A 14,873-nucleotide genomic window follows, 5' to 3' on the forward strand; every position below is an offset into this window, starting at 1 on the left:
ACGCGCCTCGATGGCCGCCGCTCTGGGATATCACGCCGCGGACGCCGGCCGTGGTCCGCGGCTGTGTTTCCACCTCAAGCCGGGCAGCTACGACACCATGGCGTTAATCGAAGTGCTGCGGCAGGTCGAAGCGTTCTATGCGGGTGAGCCGGTGGTGCTGGTGTGGGACGGGCTGTCCGCGCACTGGAGCCGGGACATGCGAGCCTGGGTGGCCGGACAGGACTGGCTGACGCTGGAACGGCTGCCCGCCTATGCACCTGAGTTGAACCCAGTGGAACTGCTGTGGTCGGCGATCAAAACACGTGAGCTGGCCAACCTCACCGGCGACCACCTCGCCGACGTCGCCGATGCCACCGAACGAGGCATCCACCGGGTCTGCTCCGACAAACATCTCCCATGGTCCTTCCTCACCCACACGGGACTGACAATTCATAACCACTCACCACAGAACTAACGAAAACCTCAGTAGGGTCTGTTGCGAAAGTGGATCTTGGCTGCGGGTAGTCAGGCCGTTGTGGTTATTGCAGGCTGCCGCGCTACCTAGCCGTATAGGCCTGTTCCCCCACTGAGCGACGGCCGGACGAGGCGCCATACGCGCGTGCAGGTCATCGGTGGCGTGCGCGGGAGCTCCCATCCCGTCTGTCGTCGACCCAGGCAAAGCCGAGCAGACACGGGCCATGGCGTCCAGGTCGTTCGTACAGTGGCGCGCTCCACCTGGACGCCATGAACCACGCCCGCTCCACGGTGTGTGGGTCGACGGCAGACGGGATGAAAGCTGGGGTGGTGGTGGGTTGAGGCAGCGAGTCGGTTGCACGCAGGGAGAAGGGAAAATGAGACATACGCGCAACTCTGCGCCCGTAGCATGCCACTCATGGCATCAGACGAAGTCAGCAGAGAGCGCGATCCTTTCCTCGAAGCCGTTGGGCGAGTGACACTCGCTGGCGCCCGCCTTGATAGCAGCTTGCGCAACCTGCTTGGTTCCCTCGCCTTCTAACCTACCCTGATCGCATATGCCAACGCGGAGGGCACCGTTCGCCTCATTGATCTGTGCAAATTAGCGCTTCAAGTCAGAGAGGTTCCGCCAGAGGACGAGGCAGAAGTAAAGAGATGCCTGGCCAGGGCCCAACGACCTCAAAAACAAGCGCAATCATGTCGTGCACTCGATCTTCCTCCCAGAAAAAGAGGGTGAAGGCTTCGAGGCGCTCAAGCCCCTGAGGAAGTCCATCGGCATGTCGACTACCCCCATCACCATTGCCAGCATGGAGGAAACGGCCGCTGAGATCGAAGTCCTTCTATCAGACATATTCACGGCAGGATGGAACGCCCGTTCCCGTCAAATGGGAGCGCCAGGATCCCTGAACCGACACCCGGAGAAGTAGCCGGGAAGGTACAGCAAGGATCAATCCGACACCACCAGGCATGAGTCTGGTGCCGTGCCACTTGCGTGCCAGAACAGGGGGACTCAGGGGAATCACGGCGCTTTAGCAGGCGAGTACCGGAGATCCCGTGAAGAGGGACTCAGCAGTCCAGGCGGCTCACCTCTGAACTCACCCCTAAAGGAGAGCCGATCCACCTGGTATAGGCCGGACTTCCAATGAGCAGCACCCATAGCGACTTCCGCTATGTCCACTGCGTCACTGTGGCTGCCCAATTCGCGCCGTAGCGGCACTTCGACCGCGCGTCCACCTGAATTAACAGACTCTCTAGCGGAGTTATCAACTATGACGCATGGCTATTTTTTACCGCACTCGAAGTGCCTACCCCTTTTCGGACAAAATCCTTTCGGTTAACAGGCGAGGGAAGACATACGCCAAGATGGCAGCCAACTGCGCCAGCGAGTGCTCATCAGCGTCGTGGAACCCGCTCCGCCGACCTCATCACTTCCCCTCAGCCATGACTGTCAACTCCTCATACATTCCTGAATAGAGGTGGCCAATGGTGTCCGCCATGATTCCTGCAATGTATAGGTCGAGGTGAGGCGATTCCGGTCGCATCTCCCACACTCCACCTCCAACATGATTGGCCACAGGGTCAATGGCCCACCGCAAGCATGCAGCATCCGTCTCGCCCAATACCCTCGGAGTGCCGCTCTTACCTGCTCACTCCTGGAAAGGAGAGGCCGACCTACGAGCCGGAAAGAATTGATGTCAGGCACTCCCCTTGGCGTATATTCATCGGAATCCGATAGATTCTCCCTCGTCTCTACTCGTGAAACAGAAGCATTATCCAGGCTTCCACCCGCTTCTCGCACATGTTCACCTAAAAGGCCAAATTGCGACCTTGACGGCATCTATAGCGAGTTTCGCCCATTCCATAGGCCCCCCTCAGCGCTGTGCTCGATGGTCGCAGATGATCGGCCATGCCTCTCGGAGCAATGCTCAAGACTTGTGGATCGGTTCCGGGAGGCACGCGGAGGGCGTACCTTCCCGAATGATCCTTAAAGTCTCCGAGTAGGCCCGCGTTGCAGCGCGGGTCGGGAAGGCACGCCCAATACTCAGCGTAGTCACCGGCGACGGCACCACCGAGTCCGGCTCCCTGATCGACGAGATCGTGCGCGAGGGTGCCCGCCGGGTGCTGGCTGCTGCGCTGGAAGCGGAAGTCAACCAGTACATAGCCGAGTTGGCGGCCGAAATCGACGAACGAGGCCGTCGCCTGGTGGTCCGCAACGGCTACCACGGGGCGAGGACTGTCGTCACCGCAGCCGGACCGGTCGAGGTCACCGCCCCGCGGGTGAACGACCGCCGCGTCGACGAGACCACCGGTGAGCGCAAGCGGTTCTCCTCGAAAATCCTCGCGCCGTGGTGCCGCAAGTCCCCGAAGATCTCCGAGTTCTGCCGCTGCTCTACCTGCACGGACTGTCGTCAGGGGACTTCGTACCCGCCCTGGAGCAGTTTCTCGGCGGCACCGCCGGGCTGTCGCCGGCCACCGTCACCCGGCTGAGCAAGCAGTGGAGCGACGACCACGCCGCCTTCCAGACCCGTGACCTGTCCGATCGCGACTTCGTCTACGTCTGGGCCGACGGGGTCCATCCGAAGGTCCGCCTCGGCCAGGCCCACTCGTGCGTCCTGGTCCTGCTCGGCGTCCGGCTGGACGGCACCAAGGAGCTCATAGCCCTGGCCGAGGGCCTGCGGGAGTCCACCGAAGCGTGGGCCGACCTGCTGCGCGACTGCCGCCGACGCGGCATGCGCGACCCCGAGCTGGTTATCGGCGACGGCGCCATGGGCCTGTGGCGGGCGCTCGCCGAGGTGTTCCCGGCCGCACGCCCGCAAAGGTGCTGGGTTCACAAATCCCGCAACGTCACCAACTGCCTGCCCAAGTCCGCCCAGCCCGGAGCGACGAAGGCGATGCAGGAGATCTACAACGCCGAGGACCGCGCCCACGCCGAGAGGGCGATCGGTGCGTTCGCGAAGACCTACGGAGCCAAGTTTCCGAAGGCCATCGCGAAGATCACCATGGATAGGGAGGAACTGCTCGCGTTCTACGACTTCCCGGCCGAGCACTGGATCCACCTGCGGACCACCAATCCCATCGAGTCGACGTTCTCCACGGTCAAGCTCCGCACCAAGGTCACGCGAGGCGCGGGCAGTCCTGCGGCCGCGCTCGCGATGGTGTTCAAGCTGGTCGAGTCCGCTCAGGCGCGATGGCGCGCGATCATCGGCGCCCGCCTGGTGTCCCTGGTCCGCGCCGGCGCGCGGTTCGAGAACGGTGTCCTGGTCGAGCGCGGGGAGCAGGCCGCGTGAACCTCGACGACATCCTGCAGAACCCGGACGAACACGTCCGTTTCGCGGCCCACCTCGAACATCTGCAGCAGGCCGCCGACGCGGACGAGGTCGACCTGGTCAGCCGCGTGCTCACCGATCCGGACCAGACGATGGCCCAGTCCGCCGTGCTGCGGCACCTGGACCGGCGGGCCGCCGACCTCCATCCCGGTCCCGCCTACGAGGAGTGGGCGCAGGCGATGACCCAGGCCACGATCGACCACCCCTTCCTTACTCAGCGCCTGCGGGAGTGGTCACTCTTCCGCGCCGTCACGCTCGAACTGCCCTGGCCGCCGGATGACCTGCTCGCGTCGTCCAACTGGCTCCAGCTCAAGACCTCCGCCACGACGAACACCGAGGCGAACAAGATCCTCGCCGAAGGGGGCCGCACCAAGCGGATCCGCAACACCGCCAAGACCAGTCTCAACCACCGCAGCGAAAGCTGAACTCAGCCCACCCACTGCTCTTGACTATTGCTCCGCGGTACGCTCCACGGCCTCATCCTCGATGCACACAGGGTCCGCACACCTTGACCCAGGCACGCTGCGTACCGGCGTTACGGCTCGTCAATGATCAGACCGCAGGAGGAGACCACATGACCATCTCCCGCAAGGTTCCCGGACTGCCCTTCTCTCTCTCGCCGTCGTCCGGCGAGGCGTGGACCATCGACGAGGCGACCGCCACGGTGACTGCCGCAGCGAGCGCCCATAGCGACATCTTCATCGATCCGGGAGCGGACTCTCAGCTCAACGCCGAGTCCATGCTCAACGCAGCGACCCTGCTCGGCGTCCCCCCGGACTGTGATTTCCAGTTCAGCGCACGCATCACCGTCAACTTCGAGTCCACCTTCGACGCCGGCGTGCTGCTCTTGTGGATCGATGACCGCCACTGGGGAAAGCTCTGCTTCGAATACTCCCCAGACTGCCAGCCCATGATCGTCTCTGTAGTCGCCCGCGGCGTCGCGGACGACGCCAACGCCTTCGCTGTCGACGGCCGGACGGTATGGCTGCGCATCTCCCGGATTGATCACGCCTTCGCCTACCACGCATCCCTCGACGGCAAGGCCTGGCGGATGATCCGCTTCTTCACTCTCGACGACACGTCCAGGCCCGCCTCCATCGGCTTCGAGGCGCAATCGCCGACCGGTGACGGCTGCATGGTCACCTTCGACGACATCCATTTCACCCGCGGGCGTCTGCGCGAACTGCGCGACGGCTCGTGACTCAGGGCCTGGCAGGCGCAGCTCCCACAGCCCGGAGCAAGAGCCGGCGGGCCGCGGGCAGCCCGGCTGCGGCGCTGGCGATGGCCTTCAAGCCGATCGAGTCCGCTCAGCAGCGTTGGCGGGCGGTCACTGCACCCCATCTGGTCGCCTCGTGCGGGCCGACACCCGGTTCGATAGCGGCGTCCTAATCGAGCGTCCGGGGGCCGCCGCCTGATCACGCGTCACACGAATTACAGTGAATGACAGCTGCTTTGCCGCTCCCGCCTTCTTGACCCCAGGCTTCTCCAACGCGGGACACGATCGCCTACCCGGATTCGGCCACGCTCGCGTTCAGCGGCTTCACAAGATCCAGCGCCTGGCCGTCGCCGATGGCAGCCACCTGGTGAATACCTGCCCAATTGGCTAGGTTGCCCTCACCTCGTCCGATTCTCACAGGGGAGTGGCAGCCGTGCGGCAACAGCACAAGACCTTCCAGGCGATCGAGGCCGGCGACGGCGGCGACGGGCGGTGGGCCACCTACGCCCGGGCCCTGTGGCAGGAGATGGAGGGCCTGCTGACTGCGGAGGGCAGGACTCCCCAGGGCGCGGATCGTGTTCGGGCGCTGTTCCGTGCGCACATGCCGGAACTGGTCCCGGTTCTGGACCGCCTGGCCGGCCAACTCGACCGGCCCGAGGCGGAAGTCTTCCTCACCCACGCGGCACTGCGGCCGTTCTCCCAGTCCTGCACCCAGATCGGCCAGAACGGCACTCTGCTGCGCAACTATGACTTGCCGCCCGATCAGTGCGAGGGGACCATCGTCTCCTCCTGCTTCCTGCGCCCCGTGATCGGGATGCAGGACATGCTGTGGGGCATGCTGGACGGGATGAACGACGCCGGTCTGGCGGCCTCGCTCACCTGGGGCGGACGTTCCGCCTACGGACGCGGCTTCGCCATTCTCATCCTCGTGCGCTACCTGCTGGAGACGTGCGACACCGTCGATCAGGCGGTCGACAGGCTGCGGTCCCTGCCGGTCGCCGTCCCCCAGAACCTCACCCTTGTCGATCCCACCAAGGCGGTGACGGTGTTCGTGGGACCGGATATGTCACCGACGGTGGCACCGGACGCCTGCGCCGCCAATCACCAGCACCTGCCGGTGACCGACGAGCAGGAGCAAGCCCTGCAAACACAGGAGCGGCTGCGAACCATCCGCGCCGCGGGCGCGGACGTGGCGGCGATGCTGAAGCCGCCGCTGTATCGATCCGTCGACGAGCAGGGGTCGAGAACGCTCTACACCGCCCACTACCGGCCCGTCGAGGGCCGGGTGACGTACTACTGGCCCGGTGAGTCCTGGCAACAGTCCTTCGACGACTTCACACCCGGATCCCGCACCGTGACCTTAGGCCGGGCCAGCTGATCGGAAGTCTGCACACACCAACGCCTCTGATAGGTCGTCTCTGCGCCAAACCCCGACGCCAGGACGGGCACGCAAGGCGACCACGGCGCCTACTCGTGCCCGATGCGTGCCCGATCGGGCGGTGAACTGCCGTCAATCAGGGTCTTCGATGAGTCCAGTCACGACACCACCTTCTATCCGTTCCGGCAGGTCAGCGCCGGTTTAATGATCGCCAGGCCCCGTCTGATTCCTAAGCTCAGAGCGCGGGTTCGATTCCCGTCACCCGCTCCATGCAGAAAGAAACCCAGGCGTCGGCCCGGGGTTTCTTTGTTGCCTGGACCAGTTCAAGTGTCTCGTGCCGCTCCGCAGCACGGCCCGCATCGCAGGGGTGTCGTCTCAACCCGCTAGCAGATTGCGATTGCCTGGGCCCGGGGGGCGCCTACCAGAGCGGTCCGGTGCACATGTGCTGGATGGTGGACGCCAGCGCCTGCTTGAGTACGTCGGCATCCGCCCCGGCGATCGCGTGGAACTCCAGCAGGTAGCGCCCCACGTGCAGGCCCAGCAGGTGACTGGCCACCAGAGAGACCCGGAGCTCGGCCCGCTCGGGGGCGATGGCCGTGACGATCGGATCCACCACGCACGTGGTGAACAGCTCCCGCATGAGCGTGGCCGCCTCCGGACGCTCGCAGGCCGCGTGCAGCAGAGTGAGAGCCGTATTGGGCCGACCGTCCTGCTCCCAGGTCTCCAGGAACACGTCGGCGAGACGCTCGCCGATGTGGTCGGGGCCCATCGCGAGGACCCGACGGACAACCGTGTCGGGATCGAAGGGCCACTCGACTGTGGCGGCCAGCAGACCCGCCTTCGAGCCGTAGAAGTGCACGACCAGTGAGGGCCTGACCCCTGCGTTTCTAGCGATCTCGCGTAGCGACGTCTGCGCGTAGCCCTTGCCGTCGAAGGCCGCACGGGCGGCCATCAGGATCCTGGCACGTGACGCCTCGCCGTCCCGCGAACGCGTCGCACCGGGCGACGGCGCTCCGGGGACGCCGGTGTCGAGGGGTGGGGTCTTCGTCGCTGCCATACCGGCATTCTGGCACTCCGCGACTGTACATGTACAGTTGCTGTAGGCTATAACTGCACATGTACAGCAGGTGCGGTCCCGGCGACGTCCTTCGCGAGGTGACTGGCGCGCCAGACTGATCACCGGGCGACACGTCCGATCGGAGGAGTCACTATGGAGGCCATGCAAACTGCGCTGGTGGTGCAACCCGGTGAGGCGGCCGGGGCATCACTCACGGACGGCGCGTTCGAGCTGCTCGCCGACGGGGGTGCGGTCAGCGCCAGCAGGCTCACCCTCGCAACCGGCGCCGACGGGGCACCCCCGCACCACCACAAGCTCTCCCACGAGCTTTTCTATGTGCTGGACGGGACGATGTTGTTCCGTCTCGGCGACACTCTGACCACGGTGGGAAAGGGTGGGCTTGTCGTCGTACCGCCCGGCCTGCCGCACGTCTTTGGGGCGGCAGAAGGTGAGGTGGCCGACGTGGTCGTCGTGCTCAGCCCTGGCATCGAACGGTTTGGCTACTTCGAGCAGCTGGCCGCCATCAGCCGTGGCGAGGCGGAATTCGCCTCACTTCTCCCCGAGCAGCACCGCTACGACGTGCACTTCGAGGACCTCCCCGACTGGCGGTCGGCCGCCTAGGGTCTGTTGCGAAAGTGGATCTTAGCTGCGGGTAGTCAGGCCGTTGTCGTTATTGCAGGCTGCCGCGCTGCCTGGCCGTAATGGGCCTGTTCCCCCCCCCACTGAGCGACGGCCGCTAGCATGGTCGGGTAGTGAGGCCAGGCCGTGCCGCACCCAAGTGGGGCAGAAGCTTCTAGCACATATGGTGACCCGATGACATCAGCGCTGGTCTACACGATTTACCTCATAGTCGGGGCGTTGTACGTCTATGCCCTGGTCGACTGCATCAGGACCCCTGCGCCACGCATTCGCCTCCTGCCCAAGGCCGGCTGGCTGATCGTCATGGTCCTGCTCCCGATTCTCGGTGCCATCGCCTGGCGCAACCTGGGCAAGCGCTCTACTTCCGCGGAAGACCGGGTGCCCGTGTCCTGAGCCCCCGCCCATGGCTCTCCCTGTGCTGTTCAGAGCCATCCGTTGATGGCTGCGACCAGCACGGTCGCTTCGTTGCGGACGGCGAGTTTGTCGTACCTGGTGGCGACGGCGCGGTGGCGCTTGAGGCGGTTGATCCCGCACTCGACCGCGTGCCGCTGCTTGTAGTCGTCCTTGTCGAACTTCGGCGGGCGGCCGCCGCGCGATCCACGCTTGAGCCGGTTGCGGACACGGTCCGCCGGAACAGGGATCGTTGCCTTGATCCCGTGTCTGCGCAGGTAGGAGCGGTTGCTGCGGGAGTCGTACGCCTAATAGGCGCTGTGGGTTGGCCATTGAGCCAGTCCTGGCAGGGCCGGGCGAGAGGTCTGTCTGTATGCAGCGCCGAGAGTGCTTCGACAAGAGCGACGCAGGTCCGGACCCTGCCATTTCGAACTCGGTCGCCGTACCGTTCCGTGGTTCGAGCCATTCTCAGGGCCACCTCACGATCAGCCGGAGCCGTGGAGCTCTTCACGAGAGCGAGGACCCTGGGCATAGCTGGGGCCACGGACGGCTGATGGGGTGGTGCGCCCGCGAGCGCTTCTATTAGAGGGCGGTACGTGACTTGATGCCCGTTTCGCGCTTTCGGGAGGAGTGTGCGGACCGGCCGTGACGTCGCCTGGCCGTTACGGTCGCGGCTGGGTGAACAAGCCCTGCTCGGTCTCGACCAGGATCCCGCGCTCGGCGAGCCGGCTCGAGCTTCAGGCGGGTGTTGTTGATGTTGTTGGGCGCGATCTCCAGGTCCATCGCCTCGCACACCTGCCGCGCTCGTAGCGGCATGTCGGCTGCGGCGAACACTGCCATGATCTGCTGGTAGGCCGGATGGTCCGGCAGCCTCGGCGTCGGCGGCGCGGGCGGCTGCGGATCGGGCAGCGCCAGCAGCGTCTTGCGGGTGATCCGGACCTCCTCGGCGGGAATCGTACGGCACGCCCGACGTGCCGTACGGTCTCGTGCCCTCCCTGCGCACGGACTACCGGCGGGTGACGTTCGTGGCTGACGGGCAGCGGGTGACCTGTGATGCGGGGCTGGTCGTTCGCGACGAGGCGACGGGCCGGGAAGCCCTCGCCGACGATGCTCTGGTGCTCGTCGAGACGAAGACACGAGGGCACCTGACCGAGGCGGACCGGATGCTGCACGGATACGGGGTGCGGCCAGCCGGGTTCACCAAGTACAGCGCCGGACTGGCGGCCGTACGACCGGAGCTGAGGGCGAACGCGTGGGCGCGGGCGGTGCGGAGGGTGTTCCCGTAGCCGGCCGGAGGGGCGGGCGACCGCCGCCGGAGCGGGCGATCAGCCGGCGGCCCTGGGGATGGAAAGCCTCACCCGCGCCCCCGGCGCACTCCACGCTGTGAACGTGCCGCCGGCCTCATCCGCGGTACGGCGGGCGATGTCCAGGCCGAGCCCGGTCGAACCCGCGCCGCTGATGCCGCGCACGGTGGGATGGGCCCCGCACCGCCGAAGTGGAAGCCGGGGCCCTCGTCCTCCACCAGGAGCTCCGCTGTGTCACCCGCCGCCCGGACCGTGACGCGGAACCCCGTGCCTTGGGGGGTGTGGTCGAGCACGTTGCCGATCAACGCGTCGAGCGCGGCGGCGAGCGCGTCGTGCGGGGCGGGAACGCGAAGGGGGCCGGACGGGGTGGGGTCACCCAAGGTCTCGGCGTCCAGCCGGAGTGCGGCGACGGGGGTGCGGAGGCGGTGGGCGAGATCGGCGGCGTTCTCGCGTTCGGCGGCGAGGAGTTCGTCGATACGGGCGGCAAGACGGTTCAACTGGTCGCCGATCAGGCGGAGTTCCGGTGGTCCGGCCGGTTCCGCCCGAGCCGTCAGATCACCGGCGGCCAGCCGGTCCGCCGTCTTGGCCAGCGAGCGCGTCGCACCCACCAGCCGCGCGCCCAGCCGGTCGGCGAGCAGCAGCCCCAGCAGGACGAGGCCCGCGCCGATCCCGGCCAGTACCAGCCAGGACGCGATGACTCCGTCATGCAACTGCCCGGGGCTCAGGGCCACCTGCACCACCGCGGTGCCGTCCGGAGCACCGTGCACCGGGACCAGCACGACCCGTCCACCGTCGGACGGCGCATAGGTGAACGCCCGTCCGGTGCGTGCCAGCCCGACCGCGTTCGTGATCTGTGCGGGCGCACCGGCGACGGCACCGTCGGCGAGGATGAGCGACGTCCGGGGAAGGCCGGCGCCCCTGGCGCTCCGCACGGTCTCTTCGGCACCCTTCGCCACTTGCGCACCACTCGCAAGTACGGGCCCCACCGCCGACGCCACCCACTGGGCCCGGGCGGTCGCCTCGGCGGTGGACCGGTCGGCGACGTGTGTCCGGGTGAGGAGCGTGAGGGGCACCAGCAGGGCGGCGAGGACCAGGGCGGTGGTGGCCCCGGTCAGCAGGAGCAACCGACGCCGCACTACGGCTCCCCCGCCCCACCTGCCCCGCCGGCCCGGCCCGTCTCGCCGGTCCCGCCGTCGGGCGCAGGAGCGGGAGCAGGTGCGGGTGCGGGAGCCACCAGTTTCACTCCCACGGTGCGGACCGTGTGCAGATAGCGCGGCGCCTGGGCTGTCTCCCCCAGCTTGCGCCGCAACCAGGACAGATGGACGTCGACCGTCTTGTCGGCGCCGCCCAGGGGCTGCTGCCAGACCTCGGCGAGGAGCTCACGACGGGAGAACGACCTGGCCCTGCGCGGCGGGCCAAGTGGGCGAGCAGGTCGAACCAAGGACGGTTACGAGCGCCTCGTCACCGGTATGCGCGACGCCGATGCCGAAGCGGCCGCCGCCGGAGCCGACGCCCGCCTGCGGCTGCGTGCACAGGCCGAGGCCTTCTACGCGTTCGTCCGCACCCAGCGCGGCGTCTTCCGCCTCATGTTCGGCCACGACGCCGCCGCCTTCGGCATTCCGCGGGAGGACCATCCCGCCCTCGCTCTTGGGCAGCAGTGGCTCGACGCGCTCCGGGCCTGCGAGGGAGAAGGTGTGCGCTGGCCCGACGGCGTGGAGGGTGCGGCCACGACCCTCTGGTCAGCCCTCCTCGGCCGCTTCGCGCTCTGGTCCACGACCTTCGGGAGGCAGGATCGGGAAGAACTCACCGCCTTCGCCCACCGCACCGTCGACACCGTCCTCCGCGAGGCGGTCATGTGAGAACCGGGTCGCGAAGCACCGACATCTACCATGACCACCCGAGCCCGGCTCACCGCTGTCCTCTCCCGATGTTCCAGAGCTGGTGCGATGGGGATCGCGGAACCGCACGGACCTCGTCCTGCTCAGGTGACGGAGAAGCCCTGAAAAGCAGCTATTCCGCGGGTGCCGGTCCAGCCGTTGGCGGCCGTCATGAACACCCCGATGTCCTGGGCGTCGGCGGCGCCGCCAGGGGTGGCCGTGCCGACCGTGGTCCATGCGACGCCGTCACCGCTGCACTCACCGGTATAGGCGTCACCCGAGCGTGTGAGCCGCAGATACACCGGAGCGGTGAAGGAGTCGGCCAGTTCGATCGAGTCGAAGGTACCGTTGCCGTCGGAGTCCCAGGACAGCGCGCATCCGTTGGACGGAGTCACCGCCAGATTGACGTACCCGGCCGAGCCGTCTCCGTTCGTGGAGAGGTCGTTACGGACCATGAGCCCGGCGCGGGCCCAGCCGCCGGTGCTGTCCTGCGAGGTGACCTGGACCGTAGCGGTCGAGGAGGAGCGGAACGCGGCGACCTGGTGGATCGTGGCGAACTCGTTGGTGCCACCCCACAGATCGGCGCCCCCGCCCTCGATGGCGAGCGCGTCCCCGGACTGGCCGAAGACGGCATCGTTGAAGGAAGCGGTTCGGTAGGGCGTTTGGACACCGGTGGCCGCCATCAGGCGGACCAACGCCGCGGCAGAGCCCCGCGACCCGCCGCTGCGGTAGGACGCGGCCACCGGCACCCGGGAGACCAGCGCACCGGGAGCCGCGGTGAGGGTGACCCGGAAGCCGACCGAGAAGGTCTCTCCCGGGGCGACGGACGCCGCGGTGGCCGTGCCGATCGGCTCGGTGGCCATCCCCTCCGGTGCGTCGACGGACAAGCTCACCTGTGTCGCCGGGCCGAATCCATTGCGGTTGGTGAACGCCACGGTGACCGTGGCCGGGCGGTCCTCGGCCACCGCTCCCCGGTTGGCGGACGCGGTCAGTGTCACCTGGTGGGGGGCCGCGGCCAGGGTGTCCCGTACCCGCCGGGCCAGCTTGTGGATGTCGCCCGATGTCCGCACCGGGTAGCTGTCGTGCTGGTGGGCCCAGTGGTCCTCCAGCGCGAACCAGTCGATCCCGGCCGGCTGCCGACCGGTCGCGAGCGCCGCGGACAACTCGTCGAAGTACGTCTTCCAGCGAAGGTGGTAAAGGCCCCCGACCAGTCCGGACCACTCCCGGTTGGCGTAGTCGTGCAACCCCTCGTCGCTGCTCGCCCGGCCGCCCCAGGTGGTGAGGATCGACCGTGCGTCGTACTCCAGTCGGTCCTTCTCCGCCCTGGTGGCGCCCCAGGAACGGGCGTCGGCCAGCCACCGTCCGAGCAGGTGCTGACCGCTGGTGGCCAGCACCTTGTCCATCAGCTTCATCCAGCTGAGCCAGGTGGTGGTGAGCCGGTCGAAGTGGCCGCGGTCACCGGTCTCGTACGCCGCCTTGATCTGGGGCAACAACACCCGGCTGCGGTTGGACAGCACCTGACGCGCCACGTCGGCCAGATCGTAGGCGTAGGCCGAGCTGTGGCGCAGTCCCGGCGCCACCTGGAGCAGTTCGGTGAGGGCCGTGTCGAAGGCGGTGGTGTCGTAGCGGTCGGCCTCCGGGCCCCAAGCGGCGGCTTTGTTGGCGTCCAGGCTCGGCCGGGCGCCGAACAGTCCGTCCGGCGCCTCGCTCCAGGAGTCCGCGCGGGTCATGTTGTACGCGGTGGCACGGATCGCCTTCCAGGCGGCGACGGCGTGCGGGTCCTCGCCGCCGTACCGGGAGGTGGCGTAGGAGGCGAACCAGTCGTCGAGGTCGATGGTGCCGGGCGTCCAGGCCAGCTCGGTGAACAGGGCCATCGCGGCGGGGTTGTTATCGGCGCCCTCGGGCATCATCGCGATTCCGGCGAGCGCGCTGCCTTCCTTGTCCCGCCACTTCGGGTACTGGTCCACCCAGTCGGGGGCGTTGGCGCCGATCGGCGTGTGGCCGCCGAAGTTCCAGATGGAGCCGAAGGCGTACGGGGTGCCGTCCCAGTCGCTCTCCCGGTCGGTGACGGTGGCGTAGCGATCGGACAGACCGTCGACGACGAGCATCCCGCTCTTGTCGACCGCGCCGAGGATCTCCGGGCTCGGATTGGTCTGCCAGCCCAGGATCGCCCACACCGCCCCAGGGTGTGCCTTCCGCAGAGCCGCCTCGACGGCCTTGGCCGCCTCGCCGACCGGCACATCACCGGCGTTGCCGCCCTCGTGCAGCAGGTCCATCTTGTACATCGCGCTGTCGCCGAACCGGCTGCGCTGGTGCCGGTAGAAGGCGGCTGCGACCTCGGCGAAGAGGTCCGTACGGGGATCGAGCCAGTCGGGGCGTTTGAAGGCGCCCCAGGTGCCCTGGGCGACCAGTGACGCGCCGGGGTGCTTGGCCAGGAAGTCGTCCGGCACGGTGCCGTAGTAGCCGGGCAGCACGGGGGTCATGCCGAGCTCCCGCACCCGGTTGATGATCTTCTTGGCGAGGGCGGCCCGCTGGTCGATGAGGTGTTTGGACACCGGACCGCCGAACCCCGACATGTTCTGGAGCAGCCACCAGGGCTGGTGGGACGGGGCGGGGATCCAGGCCCGCAGCTCGGCGTCGGAATAGCCGAAGTCGCGGAAGGTGTCGTAGTAGACGGCGTCGGCACCGATGTACACGAGTACCTCGTTGATGCCGTGCAGCGCGAGCACGTCGATCTCGCGCTCCCAGGCCGGCCAGTCCCGGTAGGCGCCGGTGTAGCCCTCGTTGGTGTCGTTGTACGCGAACCGGTGAGCGACATTCGCCGCTCCGGTGATGTCCGCGCCGGGCAGGGGCAGCTGCCGGGGCAGGTTGTTCAGCTGCTCCCCGTTCCAGGAGATGTCGGCCTTCGCGGCCTCGGCGAGGTAGCGGTTGAACCCGGTGAGCAGTACGGCGGGGCTGGTGCCCTCCACCGTGATGCGCCCGGCCCGGCCGGTGACCCGGAAGCGCTCTCCGTCGCCGCCGACCACCGCGCGCAGAGTGATCTGCTGGTGATGGCGGGGCACCAGCCGCCGCAGCGCGGCGGTGGCCGGTGCCGTGTCGAACGGCCGGGGGCCGCCCTTCGCGGAGGCCGCCCGGGCTGCCCGCGGCGGGGCCAGCAGCAGCGCGCCGCCCACGGCGGCCGCTCCGGTCAGCGCGCGTCTGCGGCTGATGCCTTCATCGCTGTTCATGGATGT

Annotated in this window: 12 protein-coding genes and 4 pseudogenes; 11 read left to right on the plus strand and 5 right to left on the minus strand. The window is 67.6% G+C overall.

What is annotated here, in order from left to right:
• From ACT2CW_RS48495 to ACT2CW_RS48525, 7 genes and pseudogenes are all read left to right on the plus strand, one after another.
• Window positions 1-454, plus strand: a 454-nt coding sequence (locus ACT2CW_RS48495) for a transposase (protein WP_445521217.1), incomplete at its 5' end; no start/stop codon positions are given.
• Between the two features lie 700 nt (window positions 455-1,154).
• Window positions 1,155-1,379 carry a hypothetical protein gene (locus tag ACT2CW_RS48500; protein WP_445521218.1) on the plus strand — a complete coding sequence of 75 codons (225 nt, stop codon included), beginning with the start codon at window positions 1,155-1,157 and terminating at the stop codon, window positions 1,377-1,379.
• 1,111 nt (window positions 1,380-2,490) lie between these two features.
• Window positions 2,491-3,740 (plus strand): annotated as a pseudogene (locus ACT2CW_RS48505) (IS256 family transposase).
• Window positions 3,737-4,204 carry a hypothetical protein gene (locus tag ACT2CW_RS48510; RefSeq protein WP_445521219.1) on the plus strand — a complete coding sequence of 156 codons (468 nt, stop codon included), beginning with the start codon at window positions 3,737-3,739 and terminating at the stop codon, window positions 4,202-4,204. The pseudogene ACT2CW_RS48505 and the gene ACT2CW_RS48510 overlap by 4 nt, the downstream one beginning before the upstream one ends.
• A 149-nt stretch (window positions 4,205-4,353) precedes the next feature.
• Window positions 4,354-4,980: a DUF1349 domain-containing protein gene (locus tag ACT2CW_RS48515; protein ID WP_445521220.1), complete on the plus strand. Its 627-nt coding sequence runs from the start codon at window positions 4,354-4,356 to the stop codon at window positions 4,978-4,980.
• 56 nt (window positions 4,981-5,036) lie between these two features.
• Window positions 5,037-5,194 (plus strand): annotated as a pseudogene (locus ACT2CW_RS48520) (IS256 family transposase); the annotation flags it as partial.
• A gap of 234 nt (window positions 5,195-5,428) precedes the next feature.
• Window positions 5,429-6,373, plus strand: coding sequence for a C45 family autoproteolytic acyltransferase/hydolase (locus ACT2CW_RS48525; RefSeq protein ID WP_445521221.1), 945 nt, complete (start codon window positions 5,429-5,431; stop codon window positions 6,371-6,373).
• Window positions 6,374-6,791: 418 nt separating this feature from the next.
• Here ACT2CW_RS48525 and ACT2CW_RS48530 read toward each other — a convergent pair whose 3' ends face one another.
• Window positions 6,792-7,430 carry a TetR/AcrR family transcriptional regulator gene (locus tag ACT2CW_RS48530; RefSeq protein WP_445521222.1) on the minus strand — a complete coding sequence of 213 codons (639 nt, stop codon included), beginning with the start codon at window positions 7,428-7,430 and terminating at the stop codon, window positions 6,792-6,794.
• Between the two features lie 162 nt (window positions 7,431-7,592).
• Here ACT2CW_RS48530 and ACT2CW_RS48535 point away from each other — a divergent pair, with 162 nt between their 5' ends.
• Window positions 7,593-8,051 (plus strand): cupin domain-containing protein, encoded by a 459-nt coding sequence (locus tag ACT2CW_RS48535; RefSeq protein ID WP_445521223.1) that lies wholly within the window; start codon window positions 7,593-7,595, stop codon window positions 8,049-8,051.
• Window positions 8,052-8,243: 192 nt separating this feature from the next.
• A complete protein-coding gene (locus ACT2CW_RS48540; RefSeq protein WP_445521224.1) occupies window positions 8,244-8,462 on the plus strand; it encodes a PLD nuclease N-terminal domain-containing protein in 219 nt (72 codons plus the stop codon).
• A 29-nt stretch (window positions 8,463-8,491) separates the two neighbouring features.
• Here the strand turns inward: ACT2CW_RS48540 and ACT2CW_RS48545 are convergent.
• Window positions 8,492-8,767 (minus strand): annotated as a pseudogene (locus ACT2CW_RS48545) (transposase); the annotation flags it as partial.
• A 663-nt stretch (window positions 8,768-9,430) separates the two neighbouring features.
• Here ACT2CW_RS48545 and ACT2CW_RS48550 point away from each other — a divergent pair.
• Window positions 9,431-9,745 (plus strand): VTC domain-containing protein, encoded by a 315-nt coding sequence (locus tag ACT2CW_RS48550; RefSeq protein WP_445521225.1) that lies wholly within the window; start codon window positions 9,431-9,433, stop codon window positions 9,743-9,745.
• Between the two features lie 68 nt (window positions 9,746-9,813).
• Here the strand turns inward: ACT2CW_RS48550 and ACT2CW_RS48555 are convergent, their stop codons facing one another.
• Window positions 9,814-10,899 carry a HAMP domain-containing protein gene (locus tag ACT2CW_RS48555; RefSeq protein ID WP_445521226.1) on the minus strand — a complete coding sequence of 362 codons (1,086 nt, stop codon included), beginning with the start codon at window positions 10,897-10,899 and terminating at the stop codon, window positions 9,814-9,816.
• Window positions 10,899-11,200: pseudogene (locus tag ACT2CW_RS48560) on the minus strand (winged helix-turn-helix domain-containing protein); the annotation flags it as partial. The pseudogene ACT2CW_RS48560 and the gene ACT2CW_RS48555, both read right to left, overlap by 1 nt.
• Before the next feature lie 32 nt (window positions 11,201-11,232).
• Between ACT2CW_RS48560 and ACT2CW_RS48565 the strand changes: the two are divergent.
• Window positions 11,233-11,622, plus strand: a complete 390-nt coding sequence (locus ACT2CW_RS48565; protein WP_445521227.1) for a TetR-like C-terminal domain-containing protein — start codon at window positions 11,233-11,235, stop codon at window positions 11,620-11,622.
• Between the two features lie 122 nt (window positions 11,623-11,744).
• Here the strand turns inward: ACT2CW_RS48565 and ACT2CW_RS48570 are convergent, their stop codons facing one another.
• Window positions 11,745-14,867 (minus strand): alpha-N-acetylglucosaminidase, encoded by a 3,123-nt coding sequence (locus tag ACT2CW_RS48570; protein ID WP_445521228.1) that lies wholly within the window; start codon window positions 14,865-14,867, stop codon window positions 11,745-11,747.
• Between the last annotated feature and the right edge of the window lie 6 nt (window positions 14,868-14,873).

This window comes from Streptomyces sp. NEAU-174, assembly GCF_052665095.1.